This is a genomic window from Sporosarcina sp. Marseille-Q4063 (assembly GCF_018309085.1).
In the GTDB taxonomy this organism is placed as follows: domain Bacteria; phylum Bacillota; class Bacilli; order Bacillales_A; family Planococcaceae; genus Sporosarcina.
The window spans coordinates 2,217,296-2,230,537 of record NZ_CP070502.1 but is presented as its reverse complement, the minus strand read 5'-3'; the positions used below and the strand labels follow the sequence as shown (position 1 = coordinate 2,230,537).

The window sequence follows — 13,242 nt, the reverse complement described above, 5'->3', positions numbered from 1 at the left end:
GTTTAATTATAAAAAGGGGTGGAACGTAAAATGACTGAAGTTGTAATTGTAGAAGGGGTTCGCACGGCAGTTGGACGAAGAAAAGGAATGTTCGCAGGATACAGGCCGGATGAACTGGCGGCTGTCGTGCTTGACGGGCTCGTTGCGCGCGCTGGAATTGATAAAGGTGATGTGGAGGATGTCATTTTAGGTTGCGTGACGCAAATGGGCGAACAGGGAAGCAATATCGCGAGAACCGCGGCGCTGATTGCCGGATTCCCGATTCATGTCCCGGGCGTCACGATCGACCGTCAATGCGGATCGAGCCAACAAGCGGTCCATTTCGCAGCTCAAGCGATTGCTTCGGGAGATATGGATATCGTCATCGCGGGCGGCGTGGAAAACATGACGCGCGTGCCGATGTTGTCGACGATGAAAGGCACGAAGCCGAGTCCTAAGCTAACGGAAAAATACGAGATTATCAATCAAGGCTTGTCCTCAGAACGCATGGTTGAAAAATGGGGATTTTCACGGGAAGATTTGGATCGTTACTCGGCGGATAGTCATACAAAAGCGTTTCATGCGATAAATGAAGGGCATTTCGAAAATGAAATTATGCCAGTCGATGTTGAGCAAGAAGACGGAACCGTAAAAACCGTTTTAGTCGACGAAGGTCCAAGACAGGGTTCCACAGTGGAAGTTCTAGGCGAATTAAACCCTGTATTCGACGAAAATGGCGTCATCACTGCAGGTAACGCGAGCCAAATGAGTGACGGCGCATCAGCAGTCCTGCTCATGTCACGTGAAAAAGCAGACGAACTTGGCTTGAAACCGAAAGCTAGAATCGTGGCAAGAAGCGTTGTTGGATCCGATCCGACGCTCATGTTGACTGGCCCGATTGAAGCCACGCGAAAAGTGTTGGAAAAAGCAGGTCTGACGATCGACGATATGGACACGTACGAAGTAAATGAAGCATTTGCTCAAGTACCGCTCGCTTGGTTGAAAGACATCGGCGCAGATCCCGACAAACTCAATACAGGCGGGGGAGCCATCGCGCTAGGTCATCCGCTCGGTGCAACCGGCACGAAACTATTAGTCACACTCATGAACCGATTAGAGCGCACAGGCGGCCGCTACGGATTACTCGCCATTTGCGAAGGCATGGGCATGGCGAACGCGACGATAATCGAACGGATAGGGGAGTGACTTGCAATCGGTATTTTACAAGGCATGAAAGTATTAGACTTTTCAACGTTACTACCAGGCCCTTACGCAACGATGATGTTCGCGGACATGGGCGCTGATGTTCTGAAAGTGGAGTCGTCGACAAGACCCGATTTACTCAGCGGCATGCAAGCGACGCATCAACATTTGAATCGTTCCAAAAGCTCTATCGCATTGGATTTGAAAAAGAAGGAATCGATTGAAGTCGTTAAGAAACTGGTGCTCGATTACGACATTGTCATCGAACAATTTCGACCTGGCGTGATGGAGCGATTAGGGCTCGATTACGAATCAATGAAACAAGTGAATCCGCGACTGATTTATTGTTCGCTGACCGGATATGGCCAATCGGGACCTTATCAAAATCGACCAGGTCATGACAATAATTACTTAGCGTTATCTGGAATGCTTGATTACTCCAGAAGAAAAGACGAAAAACCAACAACAATGGGCATTCAAGTTGCGGACATCGCAGGTGGATCAATGCATGCTGTCGTTGGGATTCTAGCGGCGGCGCTCCACCGGGAAAAAACCGGGGAAGGGCAGCATGTTGATATCAGCATGACCGACGCATCTTTCGCGATGAATGCAATGTTTGGCCCTGATTATCTTGTCAACGGCGTGGAACCAAAGCCGGAGGAATTGCTCCTGAACGGCGGTACTTTCTATGATTATTATGAAACAAAAGATGGTCGTTACTTTTCGGTCGGAAGCTTGGAGCCGCAATTTAGAATGTTGCTTTGTGAGGCTTTGCAAAAACCGGATTTAATAGGGTTTGCGATGAGCGAGAAACGGGCTGATCAGCAGCGATTTAAAGAAGAAGTCAAAGCGACATTCTTAGAGAAAGACTTTGATGAATGGTTAGAAGTTTTCAATGATGACTTTGAAGGATGCGTGGAACCGGTTTTAACATTTGCGGAAGCATGTGAACATCCGCAACTCAAGGCTCGGGGAATGATTATCGAAGTGTCGGATTCAGTCGGTGGTGAGCAAAAGCAAATTGCCACACCACTTAAATTTTCATCGAAAAAACCGGTTTACACTCATATTGGTCCTCAGCTGGGGGAGCATACTGAAGAAGTTTTGTTGGCGCATGGCTATACGAAAGAGCAAATTGTAGAGTTACTTGATAATGGGGTTTTGTGCTAATCGTACTTGCAAATTAAATACGGGATGAAAGGAGAAATAATGAATTATACATTGTTGAAAGATGCAAAAGCGATGTCAGGATTTATTTCAGCTATAGTATTGAGTATTATTGGGATAGGGCTTGCGATGAAAGATAATAGTTACTGGGTTTTTTTCATCGTTATATCTTTTGTAATTCTAATGGTTAGTGTTTTTAGGGCCGATAAACTGTACCAAGGTAAAGGTAGATAGATAACTTCTATTGTGTTTAAAAAGCCCATGAGCTGTTTTGACAGCTCTTTCCAATTGCAGATAACCCGTTCAGTTCAATGGTACAAAATCTAAACTAAAACACAAAAAAGACTTCTTAATTCGCATACGGATTAGCGGTCTTTAAAATGCCTATATTTAAACGTTCGTAAACCAATCGCATTGGTTTTAACAATTGAATCGAGAGACGAAATAACACCTTTCAATAATTATTGTAAGGTGTTATTTTAATGTCAACATAGAATCGGGCTCTTTTCGAAATTTAGTCATACGCGAACTCCCCCTTTTACCAAGTGCAAATAAATTTACTTGATAAGCTTAAATTCGCGTAGCCGTTGTCGATTTGTTACAATTACAAAAAAAAGGAGTTCACAATGACTTATCTATTATTACTGGTAGGCTTCGCGTTGCTTATAATAGGAGCCGATTATTTTGTCAAAGGTGCATCTGCTATTTCGGCGCTCCTCCGTGTACCACCCATTCTAGTGGGGCTGACAATCGTGTCGTTTGGGACTAGTTCGCCTGAAGCGACGGTCAGTATTATTGCGGCGTTAAATGGAAACGATGATGTATCACTTGGAAATGTTGTGGGAAGCAACTTATTCAATACGCTTTTTGTGCTAGGTGTGACTGCATTTATCGCACCTCTAATCGTAAAAAGTCAGACCATACGTAAAGAAATCCCTTTTTCTTTTTTGGCTAGCATCACTCTTCTTGTGTTGATGGCGGATATCTTTTTGCAGGATTTCTCTGATAACATGCTAACCCGTAGCGATGGAATCATACTTTTGTTAATCTTTGCCGTATTCCTATATTATATTTTCGAGCTGGCTCGTAAAAGTCGAAATGATTTTGGGGAGCAGCCATCCAAGATAGAAGAAAAAGATAAAAACCGGGTAAAAAACGGAGCTTTTACTTTAGGTGGACTTGCAGCCATTGTTTTCGGAGGCGACCTTGTTGTTAAAAACAGTACAGAAATTGCCCTCTCCCTAGGAATGAGTGAAGCTCTTGTTGGATTGACAATTGTTGCTGTCGGTACATCCTTACCAGAACTGGTGACGTCAGCGGTTGCTGCATGGAAAAAAGAGAGTGAAATTGCACTAGGTAATATTATTGGTAGTAACATTTTCAATATTTTATTTGTGCTTGGGGCATCCGCAACCATATCACCAATCCGTGTAAACAGTTCATTATTTACAGACATCACCATCCTTATTGTCTATACGATTGTCGTACTTATTTTTGCCCTGACGCGTTTGACAATTGGAAGGCGAGAAGGAATATTCCTTGCAATCTCATATATTGTGTACATGGTTTACATCATACTCCGTAACTAGGGTACCTGTGCGTGGTTGATTTATGACAATTCACCACCTTGGATAAAAACTCGGGAGAATATATACAAACCGTTATATAGTCGACCTATGATTTCGACATTATGCAATTGTAGTGTATTGTCCAAATAGTTTCTTGCACAGGTACCTAGCATTGTGTATTGTCAAAATAGTTTCTTGCACAGGTACCTAACAAAAGTAATTTTAATCTAAAAAGCATCTTCCTCACGAATCTCAATTCGCGGGTGAAGATGCTTTTATTATTCGATCAACCCTGATTCTGCAATAAAGAAAGAACTTCGCGCAACCTTCTTCTCAGAACTTGAGGTGTTGTATTATTCTCGCGCATTCTGATGAATATATTATTGGCAATCAACGAAAATATAATGAATGCAGTTCCGATATAATCATAAGTTGTCAATTGAGTTCCTTGGAAGAATGAAACGACTAGCGTTGTCACAGGTACAAAGTTAATGAACAACAGCGCGTTTAATGGAGTCAGAATCCCCACGCCAATATTCCATCCAAGCAATGCAATGAGCCCTGGAAAAATCGCCATGAATGCGATATGCGGGCTGACGGTTTTGATTGTTTCCATTGTTGGCACGGAAACATAACCGATATACGTACAAAAAATCGTGACAATTGTGGCTACAGCCGTTCCAAGCAAACAACTTAACGTTGAAAAACGTAGTGCAGACCAGCCGTCTTCGCTAAACTTACTGCCGCCCATCGTGTAAACTACCCAGCCGACGACCGCAATAAAGATAAGTAACGAAGGAATAATGTCACTCGTAGCAGTTAGGAACGTTCCGAAGTCCCCTTTGGTGATGACGAGCGATACACCGACAAATGCGGTGAATACAAAGAATAGCGTAACCCCATGTGGTCGATTTCTACTGAGCAGCCAAACGATAACAATGGAAATCATCGGCATCAAAGCTTCATTGATCGATGCAATCATGACGCCAGGTCCGCCAAGTAAATCTTGCCCCCAGAAAATCAGCAAATTATAAACGGTAAAAGCCATCGTCCCAAAGAACAACAAGGATAATCCTTTTCCTTCAAAACGAAAAGCCTGTGTCCCTTCTTTCCATAAGAGAAGAACAACCAATATCACTGTAACTGATAGGTAACGAAAAATCGTGAAATAAAACGGATCGATATAATTGAACGCGTGATTCGCAACCGGAAACATAGCGCCCCAGGACGCGCTTGCTATAAAACACAAGAAAGCCCCCCACAAAACTTTGTTTTTCAATGAATCCCAAGTCTCCTTCATCTCTATCTCTGTATTCAATTAGACACCAAAATAGACATCATGTAAAACGAACGATAATGATGATGGCTATCATTATTTGTGATACCATAAAGGTAACTAGTAAAGGGAGTCGAAAAAGATGGAATTTAAAGACTTGGAGATATTTCAAATGGTCGCGGAAAAAGGGACGATTTCAGCTGCGGCAAGAGAGTTAAGCTATGTCCAATCAAACGTAACAGCCAGAATCCAAAAACTCGAAGTCGAGCTGAATACTCCTTTGTTTAACCGACACAACCGTGGGATGACATTAACGCCCGAAGGCAAAAAACTAATGGTCTACAGCGAAAAGATATTGTCGTTGACCAATGAAATGAAGAAAGTAATTCAGAGTAGAGAAGAACCGGCTGGAAAACTGGAAATCGGCACCGTAGAAACCGTCATCCATCTACCGCATATTCTCTCCGCCTACAATAAAAAGTATCAAGATGTAGATCTATCGCTGTTCTCCGGCGTTACTGAAAAGTTGCAGGCAGATGTTTTGAATCATAAACTAGACGGCGCCTTCGTCACGGAAACAGAACTGCATCCTGACCTAGTCGCACACGACGTTTTTAAAGAAGAACTCGTCTTAATATCCGACACGAAAGAAACCTCGCTTGCCGAACTGAAAAACGAGCCATTCCTATGCTTTAGCGAAGGATGCGGTTACAGGGCAAGGTTAGAAAGATGGTACAAAGATCAAAACGTCAAACCACAAAAAGTAATGGAATTCGGCACATTAGAAACAATTCTAAGCAGCGTCACGGTAGGCCTCGGCGTCACTTTCGTCCCCAAATCAGCAGTCACCCATTTGGTGGAAAGAGGACTCATCCAATGCCACACCCTCCCGCAAAAATACAGTGAAATCAACACAATCTTCATCAGAAGATCCAACGCCTACCTAACCTCAACAATCGAAAAGTTCATCGAAACGATTGAGGTCTTCAACGGCGAAGCGGTTTAAACTATTTTGAGGTGCTTTTTCCGAACATTTTTTAGGTACCTGTGCAAGACACTCTTCAGTTAATTCACTACAATTGCATAAAATAAAAAAGGGATATCGACTTTATAACACATTGTCGCTATCCCTTTGAATTATTATTCGAGGTCGTGAATTGTCATAATTGCACTTTGCACAGGTACCTTATAAATTCTTGGATTTAAAGGAGTAAAAGGCACTGTAGTCGAATATTATTCAAGAAGTGAAAGGCAGGTATATTCTATGAATAAAACGGTGGAAAAGGATTCCGTCATGAAAAAGACAATTCATTATGGCACTGTTATTGTAATTTTTCTATTAATAATCCCTGCTTCTATTAACAGCTTTTACATGCCTATAATACTGCCAGCTTGCGTCAATCTATTCAATAGCTTATATAGCCTATGTAAAGACACCGCAAAAAGAGTGTTTTTCCTTACTATAGTTTCTGCAGCTCCACTAGTGATATATCTTATATTAAAATATGGGATGTGAGGAGTAAGGTGACCTTGTACAATTTCAAACTGGACACAAGCAACCTTGAAAAGTTGGAAAAGGATCATGGGTTCCGTCAACAGTCAATAAAACGAGCGTGGATCGCAATCACAACCTTCTTTCTGGAGAAAGGCACAAATGCAAGATTTAAGTATTGGCCGGATGATGTTACGGATGTAAATACTACAGGTTATTCAGGCTATGGAATCAAGGAATTAATCATATTAGATCCTGATCATATAAAGGGGAAGGCTGAGGATAATCTCATCCTACTCACTGTTGTTTTGAATGATGGAATTAAAGATTTTATCTATAAAAGCATGCAAGAAGACCATATAATGAATTCAACTTTCTTCCATTTTGATATCTTGGATGAAACCGATGCATCAATATACACTTCACATGACTTTGGCGAGAATGTATTAATGTATTTAACTGAATCAGGCTTTGAAAAACTTTCGAGCCAACACATAGCGGAGTCTGATTTAATCAGTCTTCCGGAGACAATAGAAGTAATAAATCAGGAGCATGAGTTATAAATCCAGGTTAATGAAATAATCAATGGGGGTAGAGCCAAATGGAAGTATGGGGAACTATTTTACTATGGATTGTTGGTTTATTTATTTTGTACTTAGTAATCTTCGCAGCGGTAAAGGACGGGATTGATAAGTCAGAGGTTGGCCAGTTGATAAAATCGAAGTATGGGGTTAAAGATGAAATTGTTCCAGTTAGTGATGATGAAATTGAGAAGGAATTAGAAGACGAAATTAATTAGAAATCATGAAGGGAACTTGACACTGAACTGGCCCTTATACGTAATAATGGCGCGGGTTTTTGCTACATACTCACGTCTGTTAGTTTAAATTTAAATAACGATAAGCAATAGTGCTAGGGATGTACATTTGTAAGTCATTTCGTGCTTACCAGGCTACTCCTCATTCCACCATTTCACCTGAAATCCACTTTGTCTTCCACCTGTAACGCTAACAGCAATATATTTTATCGATTCCTCTTCAAATTCTACGCTAATGACATCACCGCTTTCATCATTCATCCCTGCATAATCGCCATCCTCATTATAAACAGAAACGCCATATCCATAGCCATCGCTAATTTGATGATCTACCACGAAGTAAATCTTTTCACCATGCGATCCATGAATGGGAATCAAATGCTCACCATAAAAATAGTCGTATGTAACCTCTACAGATGAATCATCTGCCACCTCATGCCACCCCACCTTACTGGTATGGTCAAAAGGCATGATCGCTAGGCAAGCAAGTGGAACCACAAATACAAGCCAGCTATACCATCGAGCAGGTTTCAGTATTTCTTTCCCGAGTAAAAAAAGAAAAGAGAAGAAAGCGCCAACGGTTCCAGCCAGCAGCGCAAACTCGATGGGCATAAAAACCACAAAAATGAGATAGCCAAACAATAGATAAAGCAATAACTGCTTACCAAAAGAAAATGTAGGAATGAATTTCCCGATCACATCAATAACAAGGGAACTAATCATTCCATACCCAAAGAATATCATCCATAACGCCGGCACTGTAACCGTATTATGAAATTCAAATAAATTAAAGCCACTACCGATAAACATGATGATAAAAAATATGGATATTGAAAAGCTGGCCCCTATCAACTTCTCCAACAAGCCACTTATCATTAAATGATTTTTCAAATATGCTCACCTCCAACAAAAGAATCGCACAATAAACAATCTAACAATCCCTCCGAAATAGGCTTACATGCGCCTTTTCAAACGCTCATTCATCACTTCCGCAATTCGCTTGGAATCCGGGCTTCCTTCATTTTGCAATTGATCAATAATATTCACATAATCCGTCTCATTACGGTTCTGACTCAACTTATACGCAGCCTGAATTTCTTTCACCTTAATCTTGAATCCAACAATACCTTTCAATTGATTTTCCAAAAGCCCGGGAGAAAGTTTATCCCACAAAACAGGATCATCACGATTTTCTTCATATTTTTCCAGCATGACTGTCAAATCTTCTATTAACTCATCCTTTTCCAAAATACTCGCTTTGCCATACACATGGACGGCCTGATAATTCCACGTCGGAACTTCCTCGTGCCCATACCAAGAAGAGGAAATGTATGCGTGAGGCCCTTGAAACATGACAAGCGCATCATCACAGTGTTCAAACGTCTTCCACTGAGGATTCCCATAAGCCATATGGCCAGTGATATAGTAATCATCATCTATTTTCTTCAACCCGAAAGGCAAGTGAGTAGCAATCGGTCTCCCTTTTTCTGTCGTGACAATCGTGCCGAAGGCGTTTTTTTCAATAAAACCCGAAATCTCATCAACGTTTGTGATTTTGAAGTGCTTTGGAATGTACATAATAATCCTCCTTTATAGTGTTCTAGTCATGATAAAATCCATTTGTTCCTCATCGCCCATGTGAAAAGAGTGGACACCAGTTTGTTCAAACCCCATTTTCTTATAGAAAGCAATCGCATTTTCATTCTTTTCCCATACGCCCAACCAGATTTTCTTTTTATTAAGTTCCATTGAAATTTCAATAGCCTTATTTAGAAGAACCTTACCCAGCCCATGTTTTTGGAAATTGTTCTTTATATAAATTCGTTCGATTTCGAGTGAATCATCATTCGTATTGACCTTCAAATAGCCAGCGACTTCATGATTGAAATAAACAAAATAGAATTGCGAAGAAGGATTGGATAGTTCCGCTGCTAATTGTTTTAAATTAAATGCCCTATCCAAATAAGCTTTCATATTTTCAGGTGAATTCTGGTCTTTAAACGTCTCGTCAAATGTTTCATAACTAATTTTTTGAAGTGTGCGTGAATCTTCAAGGTTGCACTTTTTTATATTTATAGTCATTTATATAACGCTCCTTTATATGATCAATAATTCCTCTTGTTTCCTTTTTTCACAAACTCCCAATCTTTTTCTGTATTCATTCTTACTCTTTCAAGAAGGTGTGAAAGGGTTTCTACTTCACTTTCAGAAAATCCTTCTAATGCAACGAGATTGGAATAATCATTTTCTCTCTTTATAAACGGATAAACATTTTCCCCTTTCTCTGTTGGATATAGTTTTTTAATCTTTTTGTTATGTTCATCATCTGTCTTCTCAACAAAGCCATTAATTTCAAGTTTTCTAATAGCACGAGAAGCTGTTGTTCGATCTACTTTTATCATCTCAGCCAACTTTTCTTGAATGATTCCTGGATTTTCACATATTCGCACAAGGTACAAATACTGCCCTTTAGTAAGGTCGAGTTCTTTAAATTCTATATTACTTATAGAATCCAATGCCCTTGCTATCATTCCAATTTCACGAAGAATTTCCTTCATAATTAACTCCTTATCAAATAGTTTTGTTGCAAATGCAATAAAACGGCATAGCTTAAATCTAGTTCAATTTTATTGCATTTGCAACAATAATAATATTTTATTTTCTCAAAAGTATCCTTTATCGAGAACGCCCTCTATATATCAAATGAAAATATCATTCGAACAGGGGGATCGTGTTATGGACTATCTAAAGAATCATCAACCATTTTCCAACAAACGCGAATTAAACGAGGCCGTATCCTCGCATTTATTTAGATGTAATTTCGAATTAAATAAAACAGATCGAAGTGTTATCGAAATGTTAAGCCGCTATGCCGTAAAATATCCCGGTGTCGCTCATTTGAAGTTGGACACCCTTTCAAAGGCAATCAAAAAAGCAACAAGAACAATTCAACGTTCAATTCGCAAATTAGAAGAGTTGAATATTATTGAAAGAAAGTCATTCACTAGGGAAGTAAGTGGGGGCTACGGCGCGAACTTGTATGTTTTTTTACCTCCAAATGTCATATCGGAATTGTCACCTCGACAGGAGCCGACCAGCCCTACAGCCCCAACGAAGGAACACCCCAAATCTGAAAATGAAGCTATTAATCTTAAAAGCAAAAAAGTTCTTTATAGTCATAATACGTATAAGCAAGTGACCGTCACGCATTACCAAAGATTCAAAGGTCTTCTTAATTCTTATACAGGAGAAGAGAACCAACAGCAGATCAACAGACTTTACGGTATTTACCGTGGACAGACTTGCCGCTTATTAAAATTCAGCATTCACCAGGACAAAAAAGAACTATTCGAAGCCCTGTCACTACAAGCAATCACTATCGCATTCCAATCTACAAAAAAGAAAAACATCCGAAACCTGTTCGGATATTATGACGGCATCTTGCGGGAATTAATTGAAAAAACATTATTTAGCGATGCTTTTATTGACTATAGTGTTTCAACTGTATTAATAATGCTTAATTGTTTGGCGGATAATTCCAAATTTTGATATAGTTAATATAAAAGAATAGCAGAAGGAGAAATTCAAATGGACAAATTACTTTATGTTTGCAATGAATGTGATGCGATGCATGGAGATGAAATCGCTAATTGTCAAAGTTGCGGTAGTGAAAGTATCCGAACCGTGCCGGAATTGGAATTACTTGATGGGATGCAATGGGATATAATTTTATAATTAAGCTTATGCCGCAAGGTTTCAGTAAAACTATACGGAGACTTTCGATCCATGTGAAAAATATTTACTATACTAAATTAGAATAATATATGGTGAGGTTCAAGCGTCTTCTCCACATAGATAATTATGATCTTATTGCAGTAATGCAATGAAGTTAAGTATTATAATGATATAGTTATTAAGATGGGTAGTATTAATAGGGGGAATTTCAATTATGAGTAGTTCAAAACAATTTTATTCAGATGGTTTGGTTAATATTGAAAGATTATTAAATGGGCAAGACTTTTACGAAATACCCTTACTTCAAAGAAACTTTGTTTGGTCAAAAGAAAATATAAAAGATTTGATTGATGATATTAAAGAAAGTATAGGGGAAGATTTGACTCAAGATTATTTTATCGGCAGCATGGTTTTTTCTACTGGTGCCGAAAATAAAGTTGTTGTTGATGGGCAACAAAGGATAACAACTCTTACATTGATGTTTGCGGTTGCTGTAAAAAGATTTCAAGAGGCCGGTGAGACTTCGCATGCAAATCTTTATTTACCATACCTATATAAGGATACACAATCTGAGCATGATGGTTCCATAATTACGATGAATAGGTTAAAACATCACGATAAAGATGATCATTTTTTTACGAAGCTTATTAATAATAAGGAAGATAGCAGTAATATTACTTCAACATCCCAGAAAAATATGCTCACTGCAAAAGAAGTAATTGAGGAAGAGTTAAGTGATATGTCTATGGACGAATTAAAAGCCTTTATTTTATACTTGGCAAGACGTGTTCATATTGTATCTATGGTTACCACTGATTTAAATATAGCATTCAGGATTTTTGAGACGTTAAATGACAGAGGAGCCAAGCTTCAACCAGAGGATTTATTAAAAAACATGCTGTTACGTAATTTGACTGATGAAAGTTATTCTTTAGTAGCAAAAAAATGGGATGATTTTATTTCAAAATTGACCACAGATAAAGGGAAGTCCATTGTTGCAACTTCGACATTTCTGAAACACTATATCATGTCGAAAGGTTATTTAGTTCAAAAGTCAAGGCTATTTGAATGGATTGAAAAACAAACAAAACTGGAACTCGATGATCCAGATAATATTTTAGGATTCAACCTAAAAACAAATAATGGGATTTTGACATTTATTAATGAAATAATTAATGAAGCTAGTTTATATACTAAGGTTTTGTCCGGCAACTTTGAAAAGTCCATTGATAATTGTATTAAATTGGGAGTTAAACAAACTTTGGTGATTGTATTAGCTTCTAAAGATTTAAAAACTGAAAAACAGACTTTAATTTATGAATTAATGGAGTCCCTGATTTTTTCATACATAATTACAAACTCCAGATTTAATGAGTTAGAAAAAAACCTTTATAGAATCTCAAGGAAACTTAGAAAAGTTAATAACGATGAAGGAATTGTGGACAGTGCCATCCAAGATCTAAGGACTATGATAATAGATAAAAAAGATCTTGCATTAGCGGCTTTATCAGATTATAAAATGAAAAAGTCTGATCGGAAAAAAATAAAATATATACTAGAAAAAATGGGGATGGCTCTTGATGGAATTGATCACTCATCATTTACCATTGAGCACATCATGCCAGAAGAAAAATCTGTAGGATGGTCACATATTAAAGAAACTGATGAGGATTATAATGTACTTACTTCTAGAATCGGTAATTTAACTTTAATTAGCAGATCCGGAAATAGTTCTTTAAAGAACAAAGAATTCGCTAACAAGAAGCAAGTTTACTCGAATCAAACTTATTTAAGTAAATCGATTGTAAATGACATAGATACTGGTACAAAAAATACAAAATTAGATAAAGCTATTATGGCCTATAATTATCATCCAGTAAATGCGGGATGGAATAAAAATGAAATAGAAAGGAGAGGGCAAGCTTTGAAAAAACTTGCAGCCCATATTTGGTTTGATATCTGAGCGACGATAAAATATACAAGAAAAATCCCGATAATATTGAGT

Annotated in this window: 15 protein-coding genes; 10 read left to right on the top strand and 5 right to left on the bottom strand. The window is 38.7% G+C overall.

Going from position 1 to position 13,242, the window contains the following annotated elements; translation table 11 throughout:
* The first annotated feature begins 30 nt into the window (after positions 1-30).
* From JSQ81_RS11565 to JSQ81_RS11550, 4 genes are all read left to right on the top strand, one after another.
* Entirely contained in the window at positions 31-1,185 is a 1,155-nt protein-coding gene (locus JSQ81_RS11565; RefSeq protein WP_212604221.1) for a thiolase family protein, read from the top strand.
* A 24-nt stretch (positions 1,186-1,209) separates the two neighbouring features.
* Positions 1,210-2,352 carry a CaiB/BaiF CoA transferase family protein gene (locus JSQ81_RS11560; RefSeq protein WP_371812369.1) on the top strand — a complete coding sequence of 381 codons (1,143 nt, stop codon included), beginning with the start codon at positions 1,210-1,212 and terminating at the stop codon, positions 2,350-2,352.
* Between the two features lie 39 nt (positions 2,353-2,391).
* The gene (locus JSQ81_RS11555) at positions 2,392-2,583 is read left to right on the top strand and encodes a hypothetical protein (RefSeq protein ID WP_212604220.1); all 192 of its coding nucleotides are present in this window, start codon (positions 2,392-2,394) and stop codon (positions 2,581-2,583) included.
* A gap of 392 nt (positions 2,584-2,975) precedes the next feature.
* A complete protein-coding gene (locus tag JSQ81_RS11550) occupies positions 2,976-3,938 on the top strand; it encodes a calcium/sodium antiporter (protein WP_212604219.1) in 963 nt (320 codons plus the stop codon).
* Positions 3,939-4,203: 265 nt separating this feature from the next.
* Here the strand turns inward: JSQ81_RS11550 and JSQ81_RS11545 are convergent, their stop codons facing one another.
* Positions 4,204-5,217 carry a DMT family transporter gene (locus tag JSQ81_RS11545; protein ID WP_212607641.1) on the bottom strand — a complete coding sequence of 338 codons (1,014 nt, stop codon included), beginning with the start codon at positions 5,215-5,217 and terminating at the stop codon, positions 4,204-4,206.
* Between the two features lie 118 nt (positions 5,218-5,335).
* Between JSQ81_RS11545 and JSQ81_RS11540 the strand changes: the two genes are divergently transcribed.
* The 3 genes from JSQ81_RS11540 (at position 5,336) to JSQ81_RS11530 (ending at position 7,484) form a co-directional block, all read left to right on the top strand.
* Positions 5,336-6,199, top strand: coding sequence for a LysR family transcriptional regulator (locus JSQ81_RS11540; protein WP_212604218.1), 864 nt, complete (start codon positions 5,336-5,338; stop codon positions 6,197-6,199).
* Between the two features lie 524 nt (positions 6,200-6,723).
* Positions 6,724-7,248: a hypothetical protein gene (locus JSQ81_RS11535; protein WP_212604217.1), complete on the top strand. Its 525-nt coding sequence runs from the start codon at positions 6,724-6,726 to the stop codon at positions 7,246-7,248.
* A gap of 38 nt (positions 7,249-7,286) precedes the next feature.
* The gene (locus JSQ81_RS11530) at positions 7,287-7,484 is read left to right on the top strand and encodes a hypothetical protein (RefSeq protein WP_212604216.1); all 198 of its coding nucleotides are present in this window, start codon (positions 7,287-7,289) and stop codon (positions 7,482-7,484) included.
* A gap of 153 nt (positions 7,485-7,637) precedes the next feature.
* Here the strand turns inward: JSQ81_RS11530 and JSQ81_RS11525 are convergent, their stop codons facing one another.
* The 4 genes from JSQ81_RS11525 to JSQ81_RS11510 all read right to left on the bottom strand — a co-directional run bounded on the left by JSQ81_RS11525 (position 7,638) and on the right by JSQ81_RS11510 (position 10,060).
* Positions 7,638-8,393, bottom strand: coding sequence for a hypothetical protein (locus tag JSQ81_RS11525; RefSeq protein WP_212604215.1), 756 nt, complete (start codon positions 8,391-8,393; stop codon positions 7,638-7,640).
* Between the two features lie 63 nt (positions 8,394-8,456).
* The gene (locus JSQ81_RS11520; protein WP_212604214.1) at positions 8,457-9,080 is read right to left on the bottom strand and encodes an FMN-binding negative transcriptional regulator; all 624 of its coding nucleotides are present in this window, start codon (positions 9,078-9,080) and stop codon (positions 8,457-8,459) included.
* A gap of 12 nt (positions 9,081-9,092) precedes the next feature.
* Positions 9,093-9,584 (bottom strand): spermidine/spermine N(1)-acetyltransferase, encoded by a 492-nt coding sequence (locus JSQ81_RS11515; protein ID WP_212604213.1) that lies wholly within the window; start codon positions 9,582-9,584, stop codon positions 9,093-9,095.
* Between the two features lie 23 nt (positions 9,585-9,607).
* The gene (locus JSQ81_RS11510) at positions 9,608-10,060 is read right to left on the bottom strand and encodes a MarR family winged helix-turn-helix transcriptional regulator (RefSeq protein WP_212604212.1); all 453 of its coding nucleotides are present in this window, start codon (positions 10,058-10,060) and stop codon (positions 9,608-9,610) included.
* Between the two features lie 178 nt (positions 10,061-10,238).
* Here JSQ81_RS11510 and JSQ81_RS11505 point away from each other — a divergent pair, with 178 nt between their 5' ends.
* The 3 genes from JSQ81_RS11505 to JSQ81_RS11495 all read left to right on the top strand — a co-directional run bounded on the left by JSQ81_RS11505 (position 10,239) and on the right by JSQ81_RS11495 (position 13,200).
* Entirely contained in the window at positions 10,239-11,051 is an 813-nt protein-coding gene (locus tag JSQ81_RS11505) for a helix-turn-helix domain-containing protein (protein ID WP_212604211.1), read from the top strand.
* Between the two features lie 39 nt (positions 11,052-11,090).
* Entirely contained in the window at positions 11,091-11,237 is a 147-nt protein-coding gene (locus JSQ81_RS11500; RefSeq protein WP_212604210.1) for a hypothetical protein, read from the top strand.
* A 214-nt stretch (positions 11,238-11,451) separates the two neighbouring features.
* On the top strand, positions 11,452-13,200 hold the full coding sequence (locus JSQ81_RS11495; protein WP_212604209.1) for a DUF262 domain-containing protein: 1,749 nt from the start codon (positions 11,452-11,454) through the stop codon (positions 13,198-13,200).
* Positions 13,201-13,242 lie beyond the last annotated feature (42 nt).

What these genes read in the sequence shown, in the direction of transcription:
- JSQ81_RS11495 (WP_212604209.1), top strand. Translation starts at nt 11,452, where the DNA reads ATGAGTAGTTCAAAACAATTTTATTCAGATGGTTTGGTTAATATTGAA.
- JSQ81_RS11540 (WP_212604218.1), top strand. Translation starts at nt 5,336, where the DNA reads ATGGAATTTAAAGACTTGGAGATATTTCAAATGGTCGCGGAAAAAGGG.
- JSQ81_RS11505 (WP_212604211.1), top strand. Translation starts at nt 10,239, where the DNA reads ATGGACTATCTAAAGAATCATCAACCATTTTCCAACAAACGCGAATTA.
- JSQ81_RS11530 (WP_212604216.1), top strand. Translation starts at nt 7,287, where the DNA reads ATGGAAGTATGGGGAACTATTTTACTATGGATTGTTGGTTTATTTATT.
- JSQ81_RS11545 (WP_212607641.1), bottom strand. Translation starts at nt 5,217, where the DNA reads ATGAAGGAGACTTGGGATTCATTGAAAAACAAAGTTTTGTGGGGGGCT.
- JSQ81_RS11520 (WP_212604214.1), bottom strand. Translation starts at nt 9,080, where the DNA reads ATGTACATTCCAAAGCACTTCAAAATCACAAACGTTGATGAGATTTCG.
- JSQ81_RS11515 (WP_212604213.1), bottom strand. Translation starts at nt 9,584, where the DNA reads ATGACTATAAATATAAAAAAGTGCAACCTTGAAGATTCACGCACACTT.
- JSQ81_RS11560 (WP_371812369.1), top strand. Translation starts at nt 1,210, where the DNA reads ATGAAAGTATTAGACTTTTCAACGTTACTACCAGGCCCTTACGCAACG.
- JSQ81_RS11510 (WP_212604212.1), bottom strand. Translation starts at nt 10,060, where the DNA reads ATGAAGGAAATTCTTCGTGAAATTGGAATGATAGCAAGGGCATTGGAT.
- JSQ81_RS11550 (WP_212604219.1), top strand. Translation starts at nt 2,976, where the DNA reads ATGACTTATCTATTATTACTGGTAGGCTTCGCGTTGCTTATAATAGGA.
- JSQ81_RS11555 (WP_212604220.1), top strand. Translation starts at nt 2,392, where the DNA reads ATGAATTATACATTGTTGAAAGATGCAAAAGCGATGTCAGGATTTATT.
- JSQ81_RS11500 (WP_212604210.1), top strand. Translation starts at nt 11,091, where the DNA reads ATGGACAAATTACTTTATGTTTGCAATGAATGTGATGCGATGCATGGA.
- JSQ81_RS11565 (WP_212604221.1), top strand. Translation starts at nt 31, where the DNA reads ATGACTGAAGTTGTAATTGTAGAAGGGGTTCGCACGGCAGTTGGACGA.